Source organism: Roseibium sp., from assembly GCF_051016195.1.
Classification (GTDB): Bacteria; Pseudomonadota; Alphaproteobacteria; order Rhizobiales; family Stappiaceae; genus Roseibium.
In genome coordinates, this window is the sequence record NZ_CP134616.1 from 632,320 (window position 1) to 651,562 (window position 19,243).

Below are 19,243 nucleotides of genomic sequence, written 5' to 3' on the forward strand. Positions count from 1 at the left end.
GTTACCCTTTCCGCGATACACTGACTGCGTTAACGAACCGTTTACTCAGGTAACCAGCGCCTTAATCCGGTACCCGCTTCGGTTTCGCGACCGCCTGTATCTGTTCCACCTTTTTGTTCCCTTATCCGTTACGTTCGGAATACGGCGAGATACGGGCGAAAACGTGTTTTCAGATCACTTGAAGCGTTAACAAATGTTAATGATCCCGTCTTCAATGAGCGTGTGCAGCCGCGCTCGAAGGGCGAAACCTGTCATCATGTCGCGCCTAGAAGTGGCGATAGACCAGGTCTGCGGGGTCCGGCCTTGCGGCTTCGTCGTCCCGGATAGCGCCAAGGCGTTCGGCAAGCTGGCGGGACCGCGGATTGTCCTCATCAACGTAACTCACAAGGCTCGGAAGTTTGCGATCGTTCCGTGCCCAGTCCAGAAACCGTTGCGCAGCCTCGAAAGCAACGCCCTTGCCTTCCGCCTCCGGATAGACGAACCAACCCAGTTCGTGTTCTGGAAAAAGTGGGCCGTGATTGATACCGACCTGACCGAGGCATGACCCCGACGCTCCGTCTTCGATCATCAGGCCTCCGTTACCCATCAGCGGCCATTGGGCCATGTCGTGGCAAAACAATGCCCAAGCCATCTTCCTGTCGAACGGCCCGCCCATGCCGGCCGACCGGGGGCTCTGCATGAAGTCGAAATACGCCGGCCAGTCGCCCATCGTCATCGGCCGCAATATCAGGCGTTCGGTGCGAAGCACGGGAATGTCTGCCATCTTAGCTTCCAAAATGATTGGCGCGGTCAACCGCGCGGTCCTGCAGAGACATCAGACCCGGTGATAGGGGTGGCCGGACTGGATGGTCATGGTGCGATAAATCTGTTCCGCCAGAAGGATCCGGGCGATCTGGTGCGGCCACGTCATTGCTCCGAGCGCGAGTTTCAGGTCTGCCCGAGCGATGAGGTCCGGGCCGTGACCGTCAGCGCCTCCGATCGCGAACACGACATCGGAAATGCCCTGATCCTTCCAGCCTTCCAGTTTTTGACTGAATTCCGCGCTTGTCAGGTTCTTGCCGTTTTCGTCAAGAACCACAACCCTCGCCGCACTCGTCAATGATCCCAGAAGCGCGGCAGCTTCTTCTGCTTTCCGGTCTTCCGGGCGGTGCGCCCGGCTTTCGGCCAGTTCCGCAACGCGGACATCGGTGATGCCGAGACCCCGGCCGGTCTTGCGTGCGCGATCAAGATACCTGTCGAGCAGGTCCTTTTCCGCACCTGCTTTCATCTTGCCGATGCATGAGAGTGTGAAGCGCATAAGATCCCTGCCGGAAGAAATCCGGTCTTTTAATTCGCGGCAACCCGGCCTGCTTGCGCAGGAACGCCCCAGCTCAAAAGGCTTTCAGGCCGTCACGCCTGAAAGCCGGAAAGGGAGGCTGTTCAGCCGATATATTGCGGCGCTTCGTCCGTGTCCGGTGCCCACATCTTTTCAAGATTGTAGAAGCCACGAACTTCCGGACGGAAAATATGTACAATCACATCGCCCGCATCGATCAACACCCAGTCGCAGGTGCTCAGACCTTCCACCGTTGCGGATTTGACCCCGGCGGATTTCAGGTTCTTCAGCAAATGATCGGCGATTGCGCCGACATGACGATGCGACCGACCGGACACAATCACCATGTGATCTGCCAGAGAACTTTTACCAGCGATGTCGAGAGTTATCAGGTCCTCAGCTTTGGAATCGTCAAGACTGCTAAGAACCGTATCGAGGAGGCCTGCCGCAAGATCAGCGCTTACGGAAGCCTGCAGAGGAGTGGACAATTCTGTCCGCCCACTTTCAAAGGTCATGGTCAGGTGTAGTGCCTTTCGCCGTTTGTGCCGTCCCGAAACCAACGTCGTCACGAACCAGATAGTTCGGTTTCACGTCACCCGTTTTGGATGCAGGACCGGTTGACCGTACCTCGGCCGCGCTCGCCGCGACCGTCCCTATAATACCGCTTCCCGTTTGGCATTTTCAAGACGCCGGATTTTTCTAGGTAAATTTGACAGTTTTCCTATTTAGGTAGATGCCTCAGATCGGTCGAAGACGTCTGGTCCAGAGGCGTGTGCAGGAAGGTCCAGACCGGCGCCTTCATGTCCGGAAGCAGCTCCGCGTCCTCTTCCGGAAGTCTATATTTTTCAAAAGCTTTCGCCATTGGAGAGGAAAGAACCGAAAGCGAGGCTCCCGGTCTGTCGACAATCGCGACGGGCACGGAACCGACAATTTTCCGCCAGTCCTGCCAGCGATGGAAACTGCCAAGATTGTCAGCACCCATGACCCAAACGAATCGGACGGATGGTCGCATGGCGCACAGCGCAGCGACCGTCTTGGCAGTGTAGGGCGTCCCGAGCACGGTCTCGTATGCCGTTACTTTCATCCGCGGATGGTCGGCAAGCGCACTGGTCAGATGAAGCCGCATTTCCAGGGGGGCCAGGTCGGCATGATCTTTCAGCGGATTGCCGGGTGTCACGAACCACCAGACCTGATCAAGACCGAGGCGCTTGAGGACCGTGGCCGCAACAAGGCGATGGCCGGAATGCGGCGGATTGAAAGATCCGCCGAACAGACCGATGCGGTTACCCGGTTCGACATGCGGAAGCTTGAGCCAGTCCTGGTGGAGACCGGCCCGGATATTCAATCGGTTCATGGACGCGTCTGGCCCGAGCCGTGCACCTTGTACTTGAAGCTGGTCAGTTGCTCGACCCCGACAGGCCCGCGCGCATGCATGCGTCCGGTCGCAATGCCGATTTCCGCACCCATGCCGAATTCGCCGCCGTCGGCGAACTGGGTCGAGGCGTTGTGCAGAACAATGGCTGAATCCACTTCCGCCTGAAACCGGTCCGCCGCTGCCTTGTTCTCGGTCAGAATGCAATCGGTATGGTTCGATCCATAGGTCGCGATGTGTTCCATGGCCGCGTCGAGGTCCGGCACGATCCTGACGGCCAGTATCTTGTCGAGATACTCGGTCGACCAGTCATCCTCGCTCGCGGCCAGCACGTCTCCGCAAATCTTGCGCACCTCGTCGCATCCGCGGATCTCACAACCCTGTTCCCGCAAGGCTGCCACAACGGCCGGCAGGTGCGCGCGTGCAATATCTTCATGAACCAGGAGTGTCTCGAGCGCACCGCAAATGCCGGTGCGGCGCAGCTTCGAATTCACGATGACATCGACGGATTTCCCGATATCGGCGTCCTTGTCGAGAAAGATGTGAACGAGGCCCTCCAGATGCGCGAAAACCGGCACCCTCGCCTCGGTCTGAACCCGCCCGACGAGGCTGCGTCCACCTCGTGGCACGATCACGTCGAGATTGCCCTGCAGACCCTTGAGCATCTCGCCGACCGCGGCCCTGTCAGTGACAGGCACGATCTGAATGGCGTCTTCGGGCAATCCGGCCTCCTTGAGGCCCGTCTGAAGTGCCGCGTGGATCGCCCTGTTGGAGTGGATCGTGTCAGATCCTCCGCGCAGAACCACGGCGTTTCCGGCCTTCAGGCACAATGCGCCCGCATCCGCCGTCACATTCGGACGGCTTTCGTAGATCACCCCGATCACGCCAAGGGGTGTGCGCACGCGCTCGATCCTGAGACCGTTCGGGCGGTCCCAAGCGGCAATCACGCCACCGACCGGATCGTCGAGCGCCACGATATCCTCAAGCGCCTTGGCAATCGCCTCGATCCGCTCCTCGGTCAGGGTTCCCCGGTCCAGAAAGGCCGCTGTTTGACCGTTGGCGGTCATTGCCTCGACATCAAGCCTGTTGCCAGCGAGGATCTCCGGCGTTGCTGCACGCACGGCCTTGGCCATTTCGCTCAGGGCCCTGTTCTTTGCTGGTGTTGGCGCGGTCGCGAGAACCCGGCCGGCAGCACGGGCCCTTTGCCCGATCTCTGCCATGAGATCTTCGGTCGTTCTGGCCTCAACCACATCCAGCATGTCCACTACTCCTCAAAAGGCGGGTCTTCTCGCCCGCGCGCTCGCACGCTTTTAGCGCGTTCCGTTCAAAAACGCATCCTCAAGCACCAGATCATCCCGGTGCACCATCTCAGCACGCCCCGGATATCCGACGATCGCCTCGATTTCCCGGCTGTTGCGGCCGGCAATGAGGCGGGCTTCAACAATGTCGTAGGCAACAAGGCCACGCCCGATCGTCCGGCCCTCCGGGCTCAGAAGTGTCACGGCGTCGCCGCGCGAAAAACTTCCCGAAACAGAGACGACACCTGCGGGCAGCAGGCTCTTGCCTGCCTTCATGGCTTTCACCGCTCCCTCGTCCAGCGTGATCTTGCCGCGGGGTTCCAGGTGGCCACCGATCCAGGCCTTGCGTGCGCTGGCCGGTGTGGCGGCCGCCGGAAACCAGGTTGCCCGCCCGCCGTCGCTCAGCCGCGCCAGCGGGTTCAGTTCCTTGCCGGAGGTAATCACCATCGACGTCCCGGCCGCGGTCGCAATCTTGCCCGCATCGATCTTCGTTTTCATGCCGCCGCGCGAAAGCTCCGATCCGGCGCTGCCGGCCATCGCCTCGATTTCGGCGGTAATGCGCGGCACTTCGGGGAGGAAAACCGCATCCGGTTTTTCCGAAGGCGGGGCGGTATAAAGGCCGTCAATATCGGAGAGCAGGACGAGACAGTCCGCGCTCGCCATTGTCGCCACACGTGCCGCCAGACGATCATTGTCGCCATAGCGGATTTCAGACGTGGCAACGGAATCGTTCTCGTTGATGATCGGCACCGCACTCATCTTCAACAGGGTGCCGATTGTTGCGCGCGCGTTGAGATAGCGACGCCGCTCTTCCGTGTCGCCCAGCGTCAGAAGGATCTGGCCCGCCTTTTTCCCGTGCTTTTCAAGCGCGCCAGCATAGGCCTGCGCCAGCGCTATCTGGCCCGCGGCAGCCGCGGCCTGGCTCTCTTCCAGTTTCAGCGGCCCCTGCGGCAATCCGAGTTCGCCGCGCCCCAGGGCAATCGATCCGGAGGACACGATCAGAACCTCGGCGCCAGAGCCCGTCAGCCCCACGATGTCGGAGACGAGCGCTTCCAGCCAGTCGCGCTTCAACTCGCCGTTTTCAACCAGCAGGGCAGAGCCGATCTTGACGACGATCCGTTTGAAGGCCGCAAGACCGCGATGTGCTTCGGCAGACATCAGGGGTGCCACCCCTCCTGTTCGGGGGCCGGCACCTGATTGGCGGCGTCTTCCTTGTCCCTGTCGATACCGCGTACGATCATGCGCAGAGCCCGGTCAACATTGAGCCCGCTCGCCGAGGACAGGATCAGCGGCTTCTGTCCGCAGGCGGCCTCAAGGCTCGCCGACCGTTCGGCAATCAGGTCATCGGTGAGAGCGTCGCATTTCGAAAGCGCGACGATCTCCGGCTTGTCGGTGAGGCCAGCGCCATAGGCTTCCAGTTCACCGCGAACAACTTTGTAGGCCTCGCCCGGATCTTCCTCGCCGGAGCCGTCAACCAGATGCAGGAGAACCCGCGTGCGTTCGACATGGCCAAGGAACCGGTCACCAAGACCGGTGCCCTCGTGCGCGCCTTCAATGAGCCCGGGAATATCGGCCATCGCGAAGCTGTTTCCGTCGATCTGGACAATGCCGAGATTGGGATGGAGCGTGGTGAAGGGATAGTCCGCAATTTTCGGCTTGGCAGCCGACACCGTCGCCAGGAAGGTCGACTTTCCGGCGTTGGGCAGGCCCACCAGCCCGGCATCTGCGATCAGCTTCAACCGAAGCCAGATCCACTTTTCCTCACCTTCGAGACCCGGATTGGCCCGGCGCGGCGCCTGGTTGACCGAAGACTTGAAATGAGCATTGCCGAAACCGCCATTGCCGCCTTTCATCAGAACGACGCGCTGGCCGAGTTCGGTGAGGTCGGCGATCAGCGTTTCGTTGTCTTCTTCCAGGATCTGGGTGCCGACGGGCACCTTGAGCACAACATCCTTGCCGTGGGCACCGGTCCGGTTGCGGCCCATGCCGTGAATACCTGTTTCCGCCTTGAAATGCTGCTTGTAACGGTAGTCGATCAGCGTGTTGAGACCATCGACACATTCGACGATGACGTCTCCGCCCTTGCCGCCATCGCCACCGTCGGGACCGCCATATTCGATGTATTTTTCGCGCCGGAACGACACGCAGCCTGCGCCGCCATTGCCAGAACGGACATACACCTTGGCCTGATCTAGGAATTTCATTTTTCTTCTCTTTTTCGTCCTGCTGTCAGGCCATGACCGATGAGGCTCAAAGACCGCGCATGAAATCCGTTCGTGTCATTTCGCTTCTGATGGCGGGCAGGGTCTCGCCGCGCGACACGCTCTCGCAGCCGACCTCGCCGACCGGCCGGAATCCGGCCTTTTCCATCACCTTGATCGAGGCCGGGTTCTCCGTCATCGCTTCGCAGGCCAGCAGGTCGTGCGCCGTGTTGTCGAACACCCAGCCTATCGCGGCCGTCAGGGCCTCGCTCATGAACCCCCTGCCCCAATAAGGCCGCCCCAGCCAATAGCCGATCTCCGGGGTCTCCTGCAACTTTTTGAAGCCAAGGCCGCCGATCAATTCGCCTTCATGGTCAACATGAAAGCCGAGTTCGTCCGCCGTCTCGTGCTTCTCCCAACGCGCAACCGACTTTTCCAGATACTGCCGTCCCTGCTCCAGGTCATAAGGATAAGGAACGCGCGACAGCATCTTGGCGACCTCGTAGTCGCCAAGAAGTGCGGCACACCGGTTGAGATCCTCCAGTGCCGGTGGCCGGAGGATCAACCGGCGGGTCCGGATTGAAGGCGCGGTCACGCCGCGGCCTTCCGGGCCTCGAAGTCGGACCGCGCAAGCCGCACGACAACATTGGGCACCTTGCGATCCAGTGCCCTGGAGAACCGCTCGGTCATGCTGTAAGGCTTGAAACCGAGTTTGCGCAAGAGCCCCCGCGAGCGGAAATTCTCTTCGTAGGCTCGCGCGGCAAGAGCCTCGGTTCCATAAGCTGCGAAAGCCCATTCGATCACCGCTTCAACGGCCTCACTTGCATAGCCGTGTCCCTGGAACGCCCGGCCGATCCAGTAGCCGAGGGTCGGATGATCGGCGAGATTCTCCAGGTCGCCGGGCGCTTCAACAGCAGCGATCCCGATGAAAACGCCGCCCAGCGTGATCGCGAACACCGCTTCCGTTTCCATCGGGTCCTTGTCGACAACCGTTTTAAGAAACGCTTCGGCCGAACCTTCCTCATAGGGCCAGGCGAAGGATGTCATCCAGCGGGCGACCTCGAAATCCTTGCCGCCCAGTTCGATCATCGCTTCGGCGTCCGCCATCGCGATTGGCCGCAAGATCAATCGTCGTGTTCTCAGGTCCTGCAATCCGGTCATTGTCCCTGCCCCCATCCTTTCAAAGACTTCCAAACGGTTCTGTCCAAAACGTATCGCTCGATCGGCACGGACCCGCCCGCGCCTATGGAGCGGATCATCGCCTGATCCCGGTACTGGAAACCGGATTTCACCAACACCCGGCGCGAGGCGGGATTTGTGACCCGGCAGGACCCCTGGAGTTCCTCCATGTCATGGTGGGTAAAGGCGTGATCGACCAGCGCATGCACCGCTTCGGTGGCATAGCCCTGTCCCCAGAAGGACTCGCCCAGCCAGTATCCGACATGCACGGTTCCGTCCTCTTCGAGTGCTGCGTATTTCGCAACGCCGATCAGGCGGCCCGTGCTTTTCAGCCGGATGGCAAAAAGGCCGGTGTTTTTTCTCACCTGTTCCGCCCGTGCAATCAACGCACGGCCGTTTTCCAGGGTGAAGGGGTGGGGCATCATGGCGAGGTTCGCCGCCACGGTCTTGTTGTTGGCCAGAAACACCAGATCGGCCAGATCGTCCTTGCGCGGCATGTCGAGCCGCACATGAACCGCTTCCTGCGGCAACGGGGCCGCGACCAAACTGCTCTCGTCTAACAACCCATCGCTTTCAACAACCATCATTTCCTCCAGCACAAACAAATCAAGGGAGAGATGGCGTCCCATCTCCCCCTTGGATCTTCGACTGGTCTTTGGTTGCTGACCTGTCTCGAATTGCCGGGGTCTTAAGGGACGCCGGCGTTTCGAAACTTCACGTCGGCTTTACTCCGCAGCTTCCGCCACTGGGACCACATTGATGAGTGTTCGTTTGTTGGCTGCCGCCTTAAACTGAACCTTGCCTTCAACGGTCGCGAAAATGGTGTGATCCTTGCCCATACCCACGCCGGTGCCCGGGTGCCACGTTGTGCCACGCTGACGAGCAATGATGTTGCCGGGAATCACGGATTCCCCGCCGTATTTCTTGATGCCGAGACGGCGGCCAGCTGAGTCGCGGCCGTTGCGGGATGAACCGCCTGCCTTCTTATGTGCCATCGTTAGAACTCCTCGTTCTTCGAATTCTTAAATCAACAGTCCTGAAACGGCGGCTTACTGGCCTGCCAGCTCCTTGGCCTGTTCAACCCAGTTGTCGCGCTCGATACGGCCCTTGAAATTCAGGACCTCATCAACGCGGGCGATGTCGTCCGCAGAGAAGTTGACGATCTGCTCGTAGGTGGTGATGCCCAGAGCGTTCAGTTTCTTCTCAAGGACCGGGCCGACGCCGGAGATCTTCTTCAGATCGTCCTTGCCGTCCGGTGCGGTGAAGAGCGGCTCGACAGCTGCATCTTCCTTCTTGGTTTCCTTTGCCGCGGCAGCCTTCGGGGCTTCCTCGGTTTTCGGGGCCGCTTCAGCAGCAGGCGCTGCTTCAGCTTCGGTCTCTTCGGCCTTCGGCGCTGCCTTTTTCGGCGCAGCCTTCTTGGCCGGTATTGCACCACCGGTCAGGATGTCGGTCACCTTGACGAGGGTGAAGGACTGACGATGGCCATTGCGGCGGCGGGAATTCTGACGCCGGCGCTTCTTGAATACGATGATCTTGCGGCCACGGCCCTGATCGACCACTTCCGCAACAACGCTGGCACCTTCCACGGTCGGAGCGCCAACGGTCGTGTCCGTGCCGTTGCCAACCATGAGCACTTCGTCGAACGTGACGGTGCTGCCGGCTTCGGCGTCGAGTTTTTCGACCTTCAGGAGGTCGTCTGCGGCAACAGTATACTGTTTGCCACCGGTTTTGATTACAGCGAACATGTCGCGCACGTCCTTCTTTTCGTTTTTTAACACCGGCACGGCCTTATGGCTCATGAAGTACCGGTTGCGTTCAGGTCGAACTCAGGCGCCTGCCCCAGCGGATTGTCATCCGTCGGACAGATCTTTGCGTCGGGTTGCGTGAAGCGAAAAGCCCGCCAGGCCTTGATCGACAAAGAAAACCCGAAAAAGCTGAACCTTTTCGAGCCCGCGCAATATAACTCTCCGGCGCATGGAGTCAAACGGAAATGTGCGGCATGCGGCGCGCCGCACGCACGCCCTTGGTGCGCGGAGAGCCTACCGGCGCGTTTTGTCCTTGCGCCTGCAATCCAATGGAAGATCCGATCAGCCCGGCACCCGGCACCACGCGTCTACAGCAGCCTTGCGAGCTCCGCAATGAACGTGCCTGTTCAAAGAATGCAAATCGGGTCTTGCGGATAAAAAAGAGCTTGTCTATGTTCCGCGCCACTTGAGACCCGTTTGTCGCAAGTACCGCGGAGAGGTGCCGGAGTGGTTGAACGGGGCGGTCTCGAAAACCGTTGAGCGCGCAAGCGTTCCGGGGGTTCGAATCCCCCTCTCTCCGCCAGTCACCCTTCTCCCTACTTTTCTCGGCCTTCCATTTTCCGTGAGCTTTCCGCCGTTTCTTGCGCGCCGTTTTCTCTGTGTTATTCTGCAATTCTCTAGGCAGCGCACAAATTAAGTAGGCACGGAAGTAGGCAATTCATGGCACGCCAGATCCACAAGCTTAATGACGCCAAGGTCAAGGCGGCAAGCAAACCCGGTCGCGTGAGTGACGGCGGCGGCCTCTTTCTGAGGGTATCTAAGTCGTGCTCTAAATCGTGGTCATTCATGTGGACCAGGAACGGGCAGCGTGATGAATTTGGCATGGGGCCTTATCCTGCCGTCACACTATCCGCCGCCCGAAAGAAAGCTGCACATTTCAGAGAGCTGATTGCGACCGGCGGCAACCCTCGAAATGAAGTCAGTAAAGAGGCAGAACCGAACTTTTCGGAATGCGTCAAGCAGTTCCTTGAGAGCAATCATGAGGGTTGGTCAAACGAGAAGCATCGCGCTCAGTGGCAAATGACCCTTGGCCCGGCCTACTGCGGAAAGATTCAGAACAAACGCCCGTCAGAGATCGGCCTTGCGGATGTGCTCGCTATTCTCAAACCAATCTGGACAACAAAGACTGAAACCGCCACAAGGATTAGAGGGCGCATCGAACGGGTCTTGAACTTTGCAAAGACTAAGGGCTGGCGCGACGGTGAAAATCCAGCCGCTTGGCGTGGCAACCTCGATAATATTTTACCTAAGCCGTCCAAACTGAAAAACGTGCAGCATCACGCCGCCATGCCCTATCCCGATGTCCCCGCCTTCTTAACACAGCTTCGCGAACGGCAAGGCCTCTCAGCACGCGCTCTTGAATTGCTGATTTTCACCGCCTGCCGATCAGGCGAGGTTCTTAACGCGCGCTGGGCAGAGGTAGACCTTGAAAACCGAGTTTGGACGATACCGGCAGAGCGGATGAAGATGAAACAGGTCCATTCTGTGCCGTTGACCGATCCGGCCTATAAGCTTCTGCAAGCGCTTCACGAGCGTCGCCGTGACGAATGGGTGTTCCCCGGCAACAAGCGCGACAAACCACTTTCCGGCATGGTCTTGGAAATGCAGCTCCGCCGGATGGAATGCGGGCACTACACGCCTCACGGCTTCCGGTCGTCCTTCCGGGATTGGGCCGGGGACGAAACCGAATTTCCCCGCGAAGTGGCGGAAGGATGCCTAGCGCATAAAGTCGGAGATGCGACAGAAAATGCCTATCGCCGTAGCACCGCAATTAAGAAGCGACGCAATCTTCTGACAGCATGGGCGAATTACATTAGTGGCGCGTCCGGCGAAGTCGTTCAGATTAATAAGTTTGCCGGATAGGTGCCTAGATGGAGAACGACCAGATAGGATCTCACCCAAAGAAGCTACCGTCTTGGACGCTGCCTATGGTGCTCGCCTGGATAATATGGAGAGATTGGGAGAAAGTGCAGCGGTTGAGCTCAGATCAAGTCACATGGATAACGTTCACCGTGGAGATGGCGTGTGATCAAGCCGATGACAATTGCAGTGTTGATTATTTTGTTGATCCCGGCGACGCCTTCACGGAGCTTCAAAGCAGCGGTGTGGACGGCTCTTTGACCGCTTATGGCAGGCATATTGAGGACTGCCGTGTGAAACCCATTGAGCGGGGTGAGTGGCTCTGTTTCGTTCTAGACCGCAACCGCTCAATTTATTCTTTGCATGAAAGTCGCGGCGTTGCCGTATACGATGGCGTGAATTTTTCACGGGAAGATGTCTTGCGCATTTGGCCTCCCTGGTCGAATGGCACAATTGATCAGCCAGTGGCTCAAAGTAGAGCGCGCCCTGGCCCGAAAGGCTTGAGAGACTGGTCAGAAGACCAAGCTTGGATTGTCCATGAACTTAGAACTCACGGCGACCCCAGAACTGATGGCTGTCAAAAATACGCATCTCTTGAACAGCTTTACGATGCCCTAGAGGAACGAATTGAAACGAATGATGGCGTTCAAAACGGCAACGACTACCGGTCTGCGATAAAAGGCCAGGTCCGTAGGATACTTGATCGAGAATTCCCAAAGCCTTAGAGCCTCAAAGAATACACTTGGTTCAATTAAACGCGATTTGAGTTTGAACCAAACGAACCAATTAAACCACTGTTACTGCTATATATTTCCTGCTTTCCCCGTGCTTACCTCCAAGTGTCACGAGGGCAGCGCGCACCAAGACGCGTACCTCTCACTTCATGGCGGAATGAGTTTCGAGTATCCGCGCTTGCAAAAGCGGAGAACGAACATGCAGGCAGGCTTTACAGACATCGACGGAGCGCGCGCGTTCCTTGGCAATTGCAGCATCGCGACGGTTTATCGCCGGATCTATGCTGGCGAGCTGAACAAGTACAAGCTCGGCGCAAAAACTCTCTTCAAAGTTTCTGAGCTGGAAAAGCTCCCGGTCGCTGACGGACCCGAACCGGCAGGCGATGACAATCGCCAACCGGCAGCGGCATAAGGGGGCACTTCAATGACATTCGAAATGGAAAACCCTGGTGAGGGTAGTGGTCTCACCAGGGTTGAACTCCAAAGCGCTGCAACGCTTTGCAAATTTGCTTCTAAACAGAGCTCAATATGCCCCTGCGAAGGGAAAGCGTCAACTGGTGACAGCTTTCATTTTGACGAAAAGCAGGCTGATAGTAATGCGCGTCGCGTTCTTGCACAGTTGGCGGCGTTCACCCCAGCCAAAGCGCCTGAATGCGCTCCACTGCCATCGCAGAAGCGGTGTCATGAACTCTTCGAGTATTGCGAAGAAACCGGCTTTCTGACTGGCCGTGTGTCACGTGGTGGTCGCCGTGCTGGCGATATCTGCGGCACCGACAGCCACGGCTATATTCAGCTGTGTATTGACGGCAAGCTTTATCGGGCGCATCGCGTCATCTTCAAGATGCTGACCGGACGTGAGCCGGTTGGATATCTTGATCACCGCGATGGCGACAAGATCAACAACCGCCTGGAAAACTTGCGGGAAGTGCTGCCGTGGCAAAACGCTCTCAACCGGATTGCCCCGTCAACGTCCAATACCGGATACCTTGGCGTCTCGTGGGACAAGAGACAGCAGAAATACGTCGCCAGCCTTGGCGTCGGTGGCAAGGTTGTAAAGCTTGGCAGCTTCTCAGAAGTTTGCTGCGCCATTGCGGCTAGAAAGCATGCGTTCAATCTTGTGATTGGCGCTCCGTCAAATGACAACGGGAGGGCGAACAAATGAGCAATCCCGCTATCGTTAGTGAGAATGTTTCTGTTCTTGAGCCGCTTCCCGTCACGTCCTTGAGACAAGAGCTGGCAAAGTTCGCGCACTATCCGTTTCACGTTCCCATCAGTGTGGCTGCGCAAATCATGCAGAACACCGTGCCGGGTGCGCGTCTCTTGCATGATCGGTGCGAAATGATCTGTGCTGGTCGCAACGACCTCGGGCATCGCCTTTTCCGTCGCGACGGTTGCGTGACTTATCGTTGGCTGCGTGAGAATTTCTACAACCCTTCCAGCGAAGCAGAATCAGCGGGGTGGGACCATGGCTGAGCCTCAAGTCTCCCCGACATTCCAAAAACCGAAGCCGTGTGAAGACGTGGCTTGCCAGGGCTGGATTCCCATCGGTGCGGCGGTTGGTGCCGTAATCGAAAAGCTTCATTTGAAAGGGGGTGGAAAATGACCCCGAACATCAATCAGTCAACTGTCATCACGCTGAACGAGCCACCTGAGAACATCAAGGCAGAGCAGCTTGTGATCGGCGCACTCTTATCGAACAACGATCTCATTGGGCAAGTAGCGGAAAGGTTGAAACCAGAGCACTTCTATAGTCCTCTGAATTCAGAAATTTACCGGGAAGCCAAGGCTCTGTTTTACGAAGGTAGGGCGGCTAATCCGGTAACACTGAAAACCCGCATCACGGCGCAAGGGCCGAAAGGGCAGTCGGTGCCTCAATATATGATGGCATGCACCGTGGGTGCGGCCAGCCCGATGCATCTTCACGAATATGCGGATCAGCTCATTGAACTAGCCGTCAGGCGTAATCTCATGGTGCTTTCCGGTTCTGTTGCTTCCCGCGCAATGTCAGGTGCGGCGAACACCAACGAACTTCTTGAAGAAATCGACGCCAGCATACTGGAACTCCGCACCGACATAGAGGGTAGCGAAGACACAGCTACTGCGTTGCCCGCCGTCGTATCTGAGCTTGAATCCAACATTGTGTCCCGTATGAACGGTAAAGACGCGAAGGTGCCACTGACCGGGCTCACGGATCTGGACAATTCCATGACAGGCTTGCGGCCCAAGCGTCTTGTTGTCATGGCGGGGCGGCCTGGAATGGGCAAGTCTCAGGCGATGGTCGCTTTCGCCCGTAGGGTGGCGCGGCAGGGCTACGGCGTTGGCATCGCATCGCTTGAGATTGACAGGCAAGAATGGGTGTCCCGCCTTATCTCCGCAGAGGCGGCGCTCGGGCATGGGGAAAAGATCACCTATTCCGATATCCAGAATGGTAAGCTGACCGACCAGCAGTTTTTGAAGTTCCAAAAATACTCACGGTCCACGTCAAACCTGCCGGTGAAGATTACCGATGCAGGCGGGCTCAGTGCTGCCCAGATCGAAGCGAAGGCGCGTCTCTGGAAGTCGGACTTTGAAAGGCAGGGCATCACCCTTGGCGTGATCTTTGTCGATTATCTGGGGCTCATGCGAAAATCAGATAGGTATCGCGGCAATCTTGTTCACGAACTCGGAGAACTGGTGTGGTCGCTCAAGTGTATGGCGAAGCGCCTGGACATCTGCGTTGTGCTCTTGGCTCAGCTCAATCGCGCCGTCGAAAGCCGTGACGACAAGCGGCCCGTCATGTCCGACTTGCGCGACTCCGGCAGCATCGAAGAACACGCAGACCAGGTGCTGCTTCTTTACCGGCCCGCATACTACGACGCTCACAATCCAAACCCGGATTCTGAGGCACTGGATAAGTATGAGAAGCGCGCAAATGATCTGCTGATCAGGATTGGAAAGAACAGGCTCGGGCCATGCCGTGACCACACGGTCTATTGCTCCGTCGAAACTGGTGACATTGCCAGCAAATCACAAAGGGGTATGCAAGCATGATCCGCATAAAAAACTGGTCCGAATTCCAGCATTTCAAAGACCGGAATCCACCCTGGATTAAGCTCTATAAATCCCTCTTGGATCGTCGTGATATCGCGATGATATCAGACTGTAACTTTCGTGTTTTGATAGGCCTCTGGTTGCTCGCATCGGAAGACAAGGAAAAAAAGGGAACTTTGCCGGAAATTTCGGATATCGCGTTCCGCCTTCGGAAATCGGTGGGTGAAATAAACAAGTCTCTTCAAGAGCTTAAAGACTTCCTGATTCTCGATGAAACAGAGCGATATCATGATGATATCAACGCGATATCCCTCGCGCGCTCGCGAGAGACAGAGGCAGAGACAAAGGCAGAGACAAAAACGGGCGCGCCCGAAGGCGCTGAAAGTCCTAGCTCGGAACCTGATCCGGAGCCGGAACCGCCAACCGATGATGAGCTGTTTGAGGATTGGTATGCAGGCTATCCGCACAAGGTTGGCCGAGGGGCAGCTCTCAAGGCGTTCAAAACCGTTATCAAGGAAACCGATCTCGAAACCCTCAAGACCGGCTTGCAACGGTATGTCCTTACCAAGCCCGCAGATCGTTCGTGGTGCAACCCCGCCACATGGCTGAACCAAGAGCGCTGGGCCGATCAGCCCGCGCCAACACTTGGCGGCAACGGCCAGTCCAGAATTCCGTCAAGCGACCCTCAGGACACGATTCAGCTTCTGAACGACAATGCAGCAAGTCGCTCTGCCGTGATCGCAAAACTGGAGCGCTGGTATTCTGGACAAATGACCGAGTGGCGATTTACCCCGGCTTGGTCCGACGATCATCCGCCCGAGCATCCTGCATGCGTCATCCCTCCAGATCTTGTGAACGAGGTCAAAGAACGGATGGGCGTGAAGGGTAGCCTGGAGAGGGGGGCTGCGTGATAGTTGAGGGGAGCCATTTTAAGGCTTGCTGGGCGCGCGATAGAGATTTTCAGGTAGGCTGACACCAGAAAGGCACAGAACGCGCGCCAGCGACTCTTGTTTTGAAGATTTGAGGCATTCTAGTTGCTCCATGTGCACAAGATGTGCGCAAACAGCATACAACTAGCCCTCTTTGTGCGTAATACTCCAAAACTTCGAATGTTTTGTGTGACAAGATCTGAGCTAGAACGCGGAGGTGCAGCGAGAAGACTGCAGAACAGCAAGCGTGTCGACTGTTGAGCGATTGCTCTGAAGCGATCTCAAATGCCACACTCCAGAGCTGTCACAATCGCAAACCCGTACGGGCCACTTCTTAGTATTTCTGGTATGCTAAGAAGTTATCTTCGAATTGGTTTAGTATTGCGCTTTCGCACCCGCCGGCAGCTGAAATAAAGTACCGGATCCCCGCAGACCACATCGGCCTTGGCGAAACCAACTCCGAACGTACGACAAATGGTGCAAATCGTGCATCAATATCAAAGCTTTTACTCGTCTTCGATACCACAGATTCAGACCAAACAAAGCCATAACCATCTGACAGTGTCCGAACAACTGTTTCAGTATAAGGAATTGTCGTAACTGGATTTCCGCAGTTTCCGACCGTGTTTAACTTAACCAAACCATATTGAGCAACTAATGGGGCAAAACGCGTGGCATCTACTGCACTATCGTAATTTGCATTTAGCGCTCCACCAATGGGAGTTTCCCCAAGCTGCGCGCCAAGTGTCAAACTGTAGGCCTTAAGATAAAATACCTTTTTCTCCATCTCAGCCCGTTCAAAACGCCCGCCATAAATTGCTGTTAGGAACGGTCGAATTGCATCAGGAAGCTCATCAAACACAGTCGCTTCTGATGATGTAAGCTCAGTCTGCGCTAGTCTTGGATCTACAGTTTGTCCCATGCGCACAAGTGGCATGTTTACTTCAATAGTTTTGCCACCTCTTAGAAAAAACTCTCCATGCCCTTTGTTCACAACATTCACAAACAGCTGATTAAGCATAGTAAGCGTAATTTCGAGATCTCGAGGCGGCTTAGGGCCGTATAGAAGCTGATCTCCGATCTGAATACCACCTACACTTGCTGGAGATGGAACGATTAAGGACGTTACAACTCCGTCATCGTCTAGTTTTATGCCTATGTGTGATTCAGCGGTGGCTCTCCCTAGCATTGTGACTTTGCTATTGGGATTTTTGTGGCCGCAGGAAACTTCTTCTGGCGTCCCGCCACTTTCATATTTGGCCAACATTTTGCTAAATTCGCAATACCGAACAGCAGAAAAACGTTTCACAGAAATACTATACAGTACATCTTCTGCATACTGGCTTTTTGTCTTTGTTATTCTTTTGGTGTAACCAGGAAATAGTCCAGACACATGCCCTTTTCGCAGACCCGCGTAGTATGCTTCGCTATCAATACGTACCTCAGAAAGCACGAAAGACTTGCAAGGCTCATTGCTGATCCACTTAACTGTACATGGATATTCATCCGAAAACCTGATCCCATGCTCGTTGTAGAGTCTTTCGATGGGATCCTCGTCGGTTGCCAGCGCAGTTTGAAGGTGTCCAAAAAAGGCAATTGACAACACGGTGAAAACTAAGGGAAATCGGAATTTCAACATCAAAAATACACTCCAGCTTAGTTATGTTCGCTGATATCACAACCGAGAACAGACTAACCTCAGAACGAGGGGCTTTAAGGGGAGCAGCTCATCTGAGAAGATATTATCCCGCTACAGACTGAAGCCAATTGCTATGAATCCAGCCTTTCTTCCCTGGATAGGGTAATGGACGTTTGCCTTCACCGACGAACCCGCAGCCCGTGTTGCCATTTAGTACTTCTCGCCCATGACCGTATAGGACACCCACCCAAGGAAAATGGGACCCATCGTAAACGAGCACATAGTCTCCGTTATAGAGTTCGTCGATTTTCCGGAAATCTGAACCTGGTCCAGTCCGAACGGCGAGAAACCCGTCTCCGTTCGCCTTGAGACCTGCCACCTGCTCAAGTGAACATTCTGCCATCTGTCCATCTCCGCCATTCTCATAAATGGTGACATCGAGGGGGGCAGCTGCTACTGGAGCCGCGCCAATCAAAATCGCAAGAACCACGCAGCGGAAGAGAGACTTAGTGTTGATACTTTTGTTGAACATTCTTGTTTCCGTCTCGAGTTTGATTTTTGAGAATCTCACTACCCACTATGCAACTAATGCGTGATTTATGGTGTGATTGAAATCACGATTAATGTGCGTTCTCGAATCTGCGGAAAATGCCAAAAAGAGACGGTTTGGAGGTAAATTGACTTCTGGCTGGCTGGATTTATAGACTTTGCGCTAATCGTTGATCTGTTAAAGTACCACCTGCGACAAGTTTTGCGCAAAACACTTAAACAACAAATTTATGAGTACCTTATGCAAAGAAATACGCAGTTCTGCAGCACGGTCGCTGCATCAATAATCTTTTTATTTTTTTCCCCAGCCGTTGGAGCACAGGTTTATGAGATTGAAGACTGTGATTTTGAACGTGGTTTGGCACTTTATTCCTTTAGTGCAAGTGGTATTGACAAAAAAGCCATTTCAGAAGTGTGCGTCGACCGTGAAGGTGGTCACGTCGCCGCTATTGAAAACATATCCGGCTTTGAAATCGTCCGAAGAACTGGAGATGCAGAACGTTTTGAGCGTTTGTCAGAATCGGGTGAACCAAGTAAAAAAACAAGTATGGAAATCGCACCGTCAATTACGACTTGGTCGTCTTATGACGAGACTTCGATTGTATCGCCAGAGCTAAGCATACGCACCAATTACCTAGGCGGTCCCAAAATAACAAAATACAAAACGGATAGCTATTCTGCCAGAGGATATTTGTACGAATTTCTCGCAGAGAATACATCAAAGAGACGTATGATTCCGTTTTACATTGCTGCTTTTTATTATCGCGAAACCGAATCGGAGTGGGACGGATACACACAAAAGATTCCGCCGATTGTTCTCACCGGCACGTTGGCGCTAGAAAACGGGCAGGGCGAGGTTTCAGTCAATGAAAATACTGACTTTGCTCCGAATATGGGGCCTAGCGATGGACAGTATACTTTTGAGATATCAGAAACGGGGGAATTAACATTTGATGGCACTTTCACAACTCAAAACAGCCGTTTAGCCGGCTTTAGTAAAGATGAATGGAAAAGCGCATCATGTAATGTCAATTCCGCAAAAGGACATATACTCGGTAAGGATGGGCATTTGATGCGTGCAATTGGCTTAGGCAAATGCCGGATGATTGACATTAACGGCAAGGAGGGCGAAATTTCCATGCAGTATTTTATTGAAGGCTTCGAACCGAAATAAGTAAGTCAAAAAATGCGACCCCTCCCCAGAATGTTGTCAGACTCAAGCTAATTTTTGGGAGATCAAAGTTCTAAGTCCTGCTACTCATAGAGGGTCGCTATTAGTGACCGCGTTTTGGCTTGGTTGCGCACGTTTCCGGAAAGCGGACGACTGGCGCG

At 55.6% G+C, this 19,243-nt stretch carries 22 protein-coding genes and 1 tRNA gene; 9 read left to right on the forward strand and 14 right to left on the reverse strand.

Annotated elements, in window-relative coordinates; genetic code table 11:
• Window positions 1-265: 265 nt before the first annotated feature.
• From RDA78_RS02850 to RDA78_RS02905, 12 genes are all read right to left on the reverse strand, one after another.
• Window positions 266-763 carry a GNAT family N-acetyltransferase gene (locus RDA78_RS02850; protein WP_434053861.1) on the reverse strand — a complete coding sequence of 166 codons (498 nt, stop codon included), beginning with the start codon at window positions 761-763 and terminating at the stop codon, window positions 266-268.
• A gap of 51 nt (window positions 764-814) precedes the next feature.
• Window positions 815-1,297, reverse strand: a complete 483-nt coding sequence (rlmH, locus tag RDA78_RS02855; protein WP_434053862.1) for a 23S rRNA (pseudouridine(1915)-N(3))-methyltransferase RlmH — start codon at window positions 1,295-1,297, stop codon at window positions 815-817.
• 122 nt (window positions 1,298-1,419) lie between these two features.
• The gene (rsfS, locus tag RDA78_RS02860; RefSeq protein ID WP_434053863.1) at window positions 1,420-1,830 is read right to left on the reverse strand and encodes a ribosome silencing factor; all 411 of its coding nucleotides are present in this window, start codon (window positions 1,828-1,830) and stop codon (window positions 1,420-1,422) included.
• Window positions 1,831-2,036: 206 nt separating this feature from the next.
• Window positions 2,037-2,669: a nicotinate-nucleotide adenylyltransferase gene (locus tag RDA78_RS02865; RefSeq protein ID WP_434053864.1), complete on the reverse strand. Its 633-nt coding sequence runs from the start codon at window positions 2,667-2,669 to the stop codon at window positions 2,037-2,039.
• Window positions 2,666-3,946 (reverse strand): glutamate-5-semialdehyde dehydrogenase, encoded by a 1,281-nt coding sequence (locus RDA78_RS02870; RefSeq protein WP_434053865.1) that lies wholly within the window; start codon window positions 3,944-3,946, stop codon window positions 2,666-2,668. Before RDA78_RS02870 ends, RDA78_RS02865 begins: the two co-directional genes overlap by 4 nt.
• 51 nt (window positions 3,947-3,997) lie before the next feature.
• Window positions 3,998-5,143 carry a glutamate 5-kinase gene (gene proB / locus RDA78_RS02875; RefSeq protein ID WP_434053866.1) on the reverse strand — a complete coding sequence of 382 codons (1,146 nt, stop codon included), beginning with the start codon at window positions 5,141-5,143 and terminating at the stop codon, window positions 3,998-4,000.
• Complete coding sequence (obgE, locus tag RDA78_RS02880) at window positions 5,143-6,189, reverse strand: GTPase ObgE (RefSeq protein ID WP_434053867.1); 1,047 nt, start codon at window positions 6,187-6,189, stop codon at window positions 5,143-5,145. Before obgE ends, proB begins: the two co-directional genes overlap by 1 nt.
• Before the next feature lie 46 nt (window positions 6,190-6,235).
• Window positions 6,236-6,781 carry a GNAT family N-acetyltransferase gene (locus tag RDA78_RS02885; protein ID WP_434053868.1) on the reverse strand — a complete coding sequence of 182 codons (546 nt, stop codon included), beginning with the start codon at window positions 6,779-6,781 and terminating at the stop codon, window positions 6,236-6,238.
• The gene (locus tag RDA78_RS02890; protein ID WP_434053869.1) at window positions 6,778-7,347 is read right to left on the reverse strand and encodes a GNAT family N-acetyltransferase; all 570 of its coding nucleotides are present in this window, start codon (window positions 7,345-7,347) and stop codon (window positions 6,778-6,780) included. Before RDA78_RS02890 ends, RDA78_RS02885 begins: the two co-directional genes overlap by 4 nt.
• Entirely contained in the window at window positions 7,344-7,949 is a 606-nt protein-coding gene (locus RDA78_RS02895; RefSeq protein ID WP_434053870.1) for a GNAT family N-acetyltransferase, read from the reverse strand. Before RDA78_RS02895 ends, RDA78_RS02890 begins: the two co-directional genes overlap by 4 nt.
• Before the next feature lie 141 nt (window positions 7,950-8,090).
• Window positions 8,091-8,360, reverse strand: coding sequence for a 50S ribosomal protein L27 (gene rpmA, locus RDA78_RS02900; RefSeq protein WP_305984616.1), 270 nt, complete (start codon window positions 8,358-8,360; stop codon window positions 8,091-8,093).
• Window positions 8,361-8,414: 54 nt separating this feature from the next.
• On the reverse strand, window positions 8,415-9,110 hold the full coding sequence (locus RDA78_RS02905; RefSeq protein WP_434053871.1) for a 50S ribosomal protein L21: 696 nt from the start codon (window positions 9,108-9,110) through the stop codon (window positions 8,415-8,417).
• Window positions 9,111-9,603: 493 nt separating this feature from the next.
• Here RDA78_RS02905 and RDA78_RS02910 point away from each other — a divergent pair.
• The 8 genes from RDA78_RS02910 (at window position 9,604) to RDA78_RS02945 (ending at window position 15,705) form a co-directional block, all read left to right on the forward strand.
• Window positions 9,604-9,693: transfer RNA gene (locus RDA78_RS02910), tRNA-Ser, on the forward strand.
• 137 nt (window positions 9,694-9,830) lie between these two features.
• Window positions 9,831-11,033, forward strand: a complete 1,203-nt coding sequence (locus RDA78_RS02915) for a tyrosine-type recombinase/integrase (RefSeq protein WP_434053872.1) — start codon at window positions 9,831-9,833, stop codon at window positions 11,031-11,033.
• A gap of 8 nt (window positions 11,034-11,041) precedes the next feature.
• Window positions 11,042-11,755, forward strand: a complete 714-nt coding sequence (locus RDA78_RS02920) for a hypothetical protein (RefSeq protein ID WP_434053873.1) — start codon at window positions 11,042-11,044, stop codon at window positions 11,753-11,755.
• Window positions 11,756-11,963: 208 nt separating this feature from the next.
• Window positions 11,964-12,176, forward strand: a complete 213-nt coding sequence (locus tag RDA78_RS02925) for a helix-turn-helix domain-containing protein (protein WP_434053874.1) — start codon at window positions 11,964-11,966, stop codon at window positions 12,174-12,176.
• 12 nt (window positions 12,177-12,188) lie between these two features.
• On the forward strand, window positions 12,189-12,926 hold the full coding sequence (locus RDA78_RS02930; protein ID WP_434053875.1) for an HNH endonuclease signature motif containing protein: 738 nt from the start codon (window positions 12,189-12,191) through the stop codon (window positions 12,924-12,926).
• A complete protein-coding gene (locus RDA78_RS02935) occupies window positions 12,923-13,237 on the forward strand; it encodes a hypothetical protein (protein ID WP_434053876.1) in 315 nt (104 codons plus the stop codon). Before RDA78_RS02930 ends, RDA78_RS02935 begins: the two co-directional genes overlap by 4 nt.
• 126 nt (window positions 13,238-13,363) lie before the next feature.
• On the forward strand, window positions 13,364-14,794 hold the full coding sequence (locus RDA78_RS02940) for a replicative DNA helicase (RefSeq protein ID WP_434053877.1): 1,431 nt from the start codon (window positions 13,364-13,366) through the stop codon (window positions 14,792-14,794).
• On the forward strand, window positions 14,791-15,705 hold the full coding sequence (locus RDA78_RS02945) for a hypothetical protein (RefSeq protein WP_434053878.1): 915 nt from the start codon (window positions 14,791-14,793) through the stop codon (window positions 15,703-15,705). The genes RDA78_RS02940 and RDA78_RS02945 overlap by 4 nt, the downstream gene beginning before the upstream one ends.
• A 352-nt stretch (window positions 15,706-16,057) precedes the next feature.
• On the opposite strand, the gene RDA78_RS02950 is transcribed toward RDA78_RS02945, so the two are convergent.
• Both RDA78_RS02950 and RDA78_RS02955 read right to left on the reverse strand, forming a co-directional pair.
• On the reverse strand, window positions 16,058-17,362 hold the full coding sequence (locus RDA78_RS02950) for a hypothetical protein (RefSeq protein WP_434053879.1): 1,305 nt from the start codon (window positions 17,360-17,362) through the stop codon (window positions 16,058-16,060).
• A gap of 103 nt (window positions 17,363-17,465) precedes the next feature.
• Entirely contained in the window at window positions 17,466-17,894 is a 429-nt protein-coding gene (locus tag RDA78_RS02955; RefSeq protein ID WP_434053880.1) for an SH3 domain-containing protein, read from the reverse strand.
• Between the two features lie 258 nt (window positions 17,895-18,152).
• Here RDA78_RS02955 and RDA78_RS02960 point away from each other — a divergent pair, with 258 nt between their 5' ends.
• The gene (locus RDA78_RS02960; RefSeq protein WP_434053881.1) at window positions 18,153-19,085 is read left to right on the forward strand and encodes a hypothetical protein; all 933 of its coding nucleotides are present in this window, start codon (window positions 18,153-18,155) and stop codon (window positions 19,083-19,085) included.
• Window positions 19,086-19,243 lie beyond the last annotated feature (158 nt).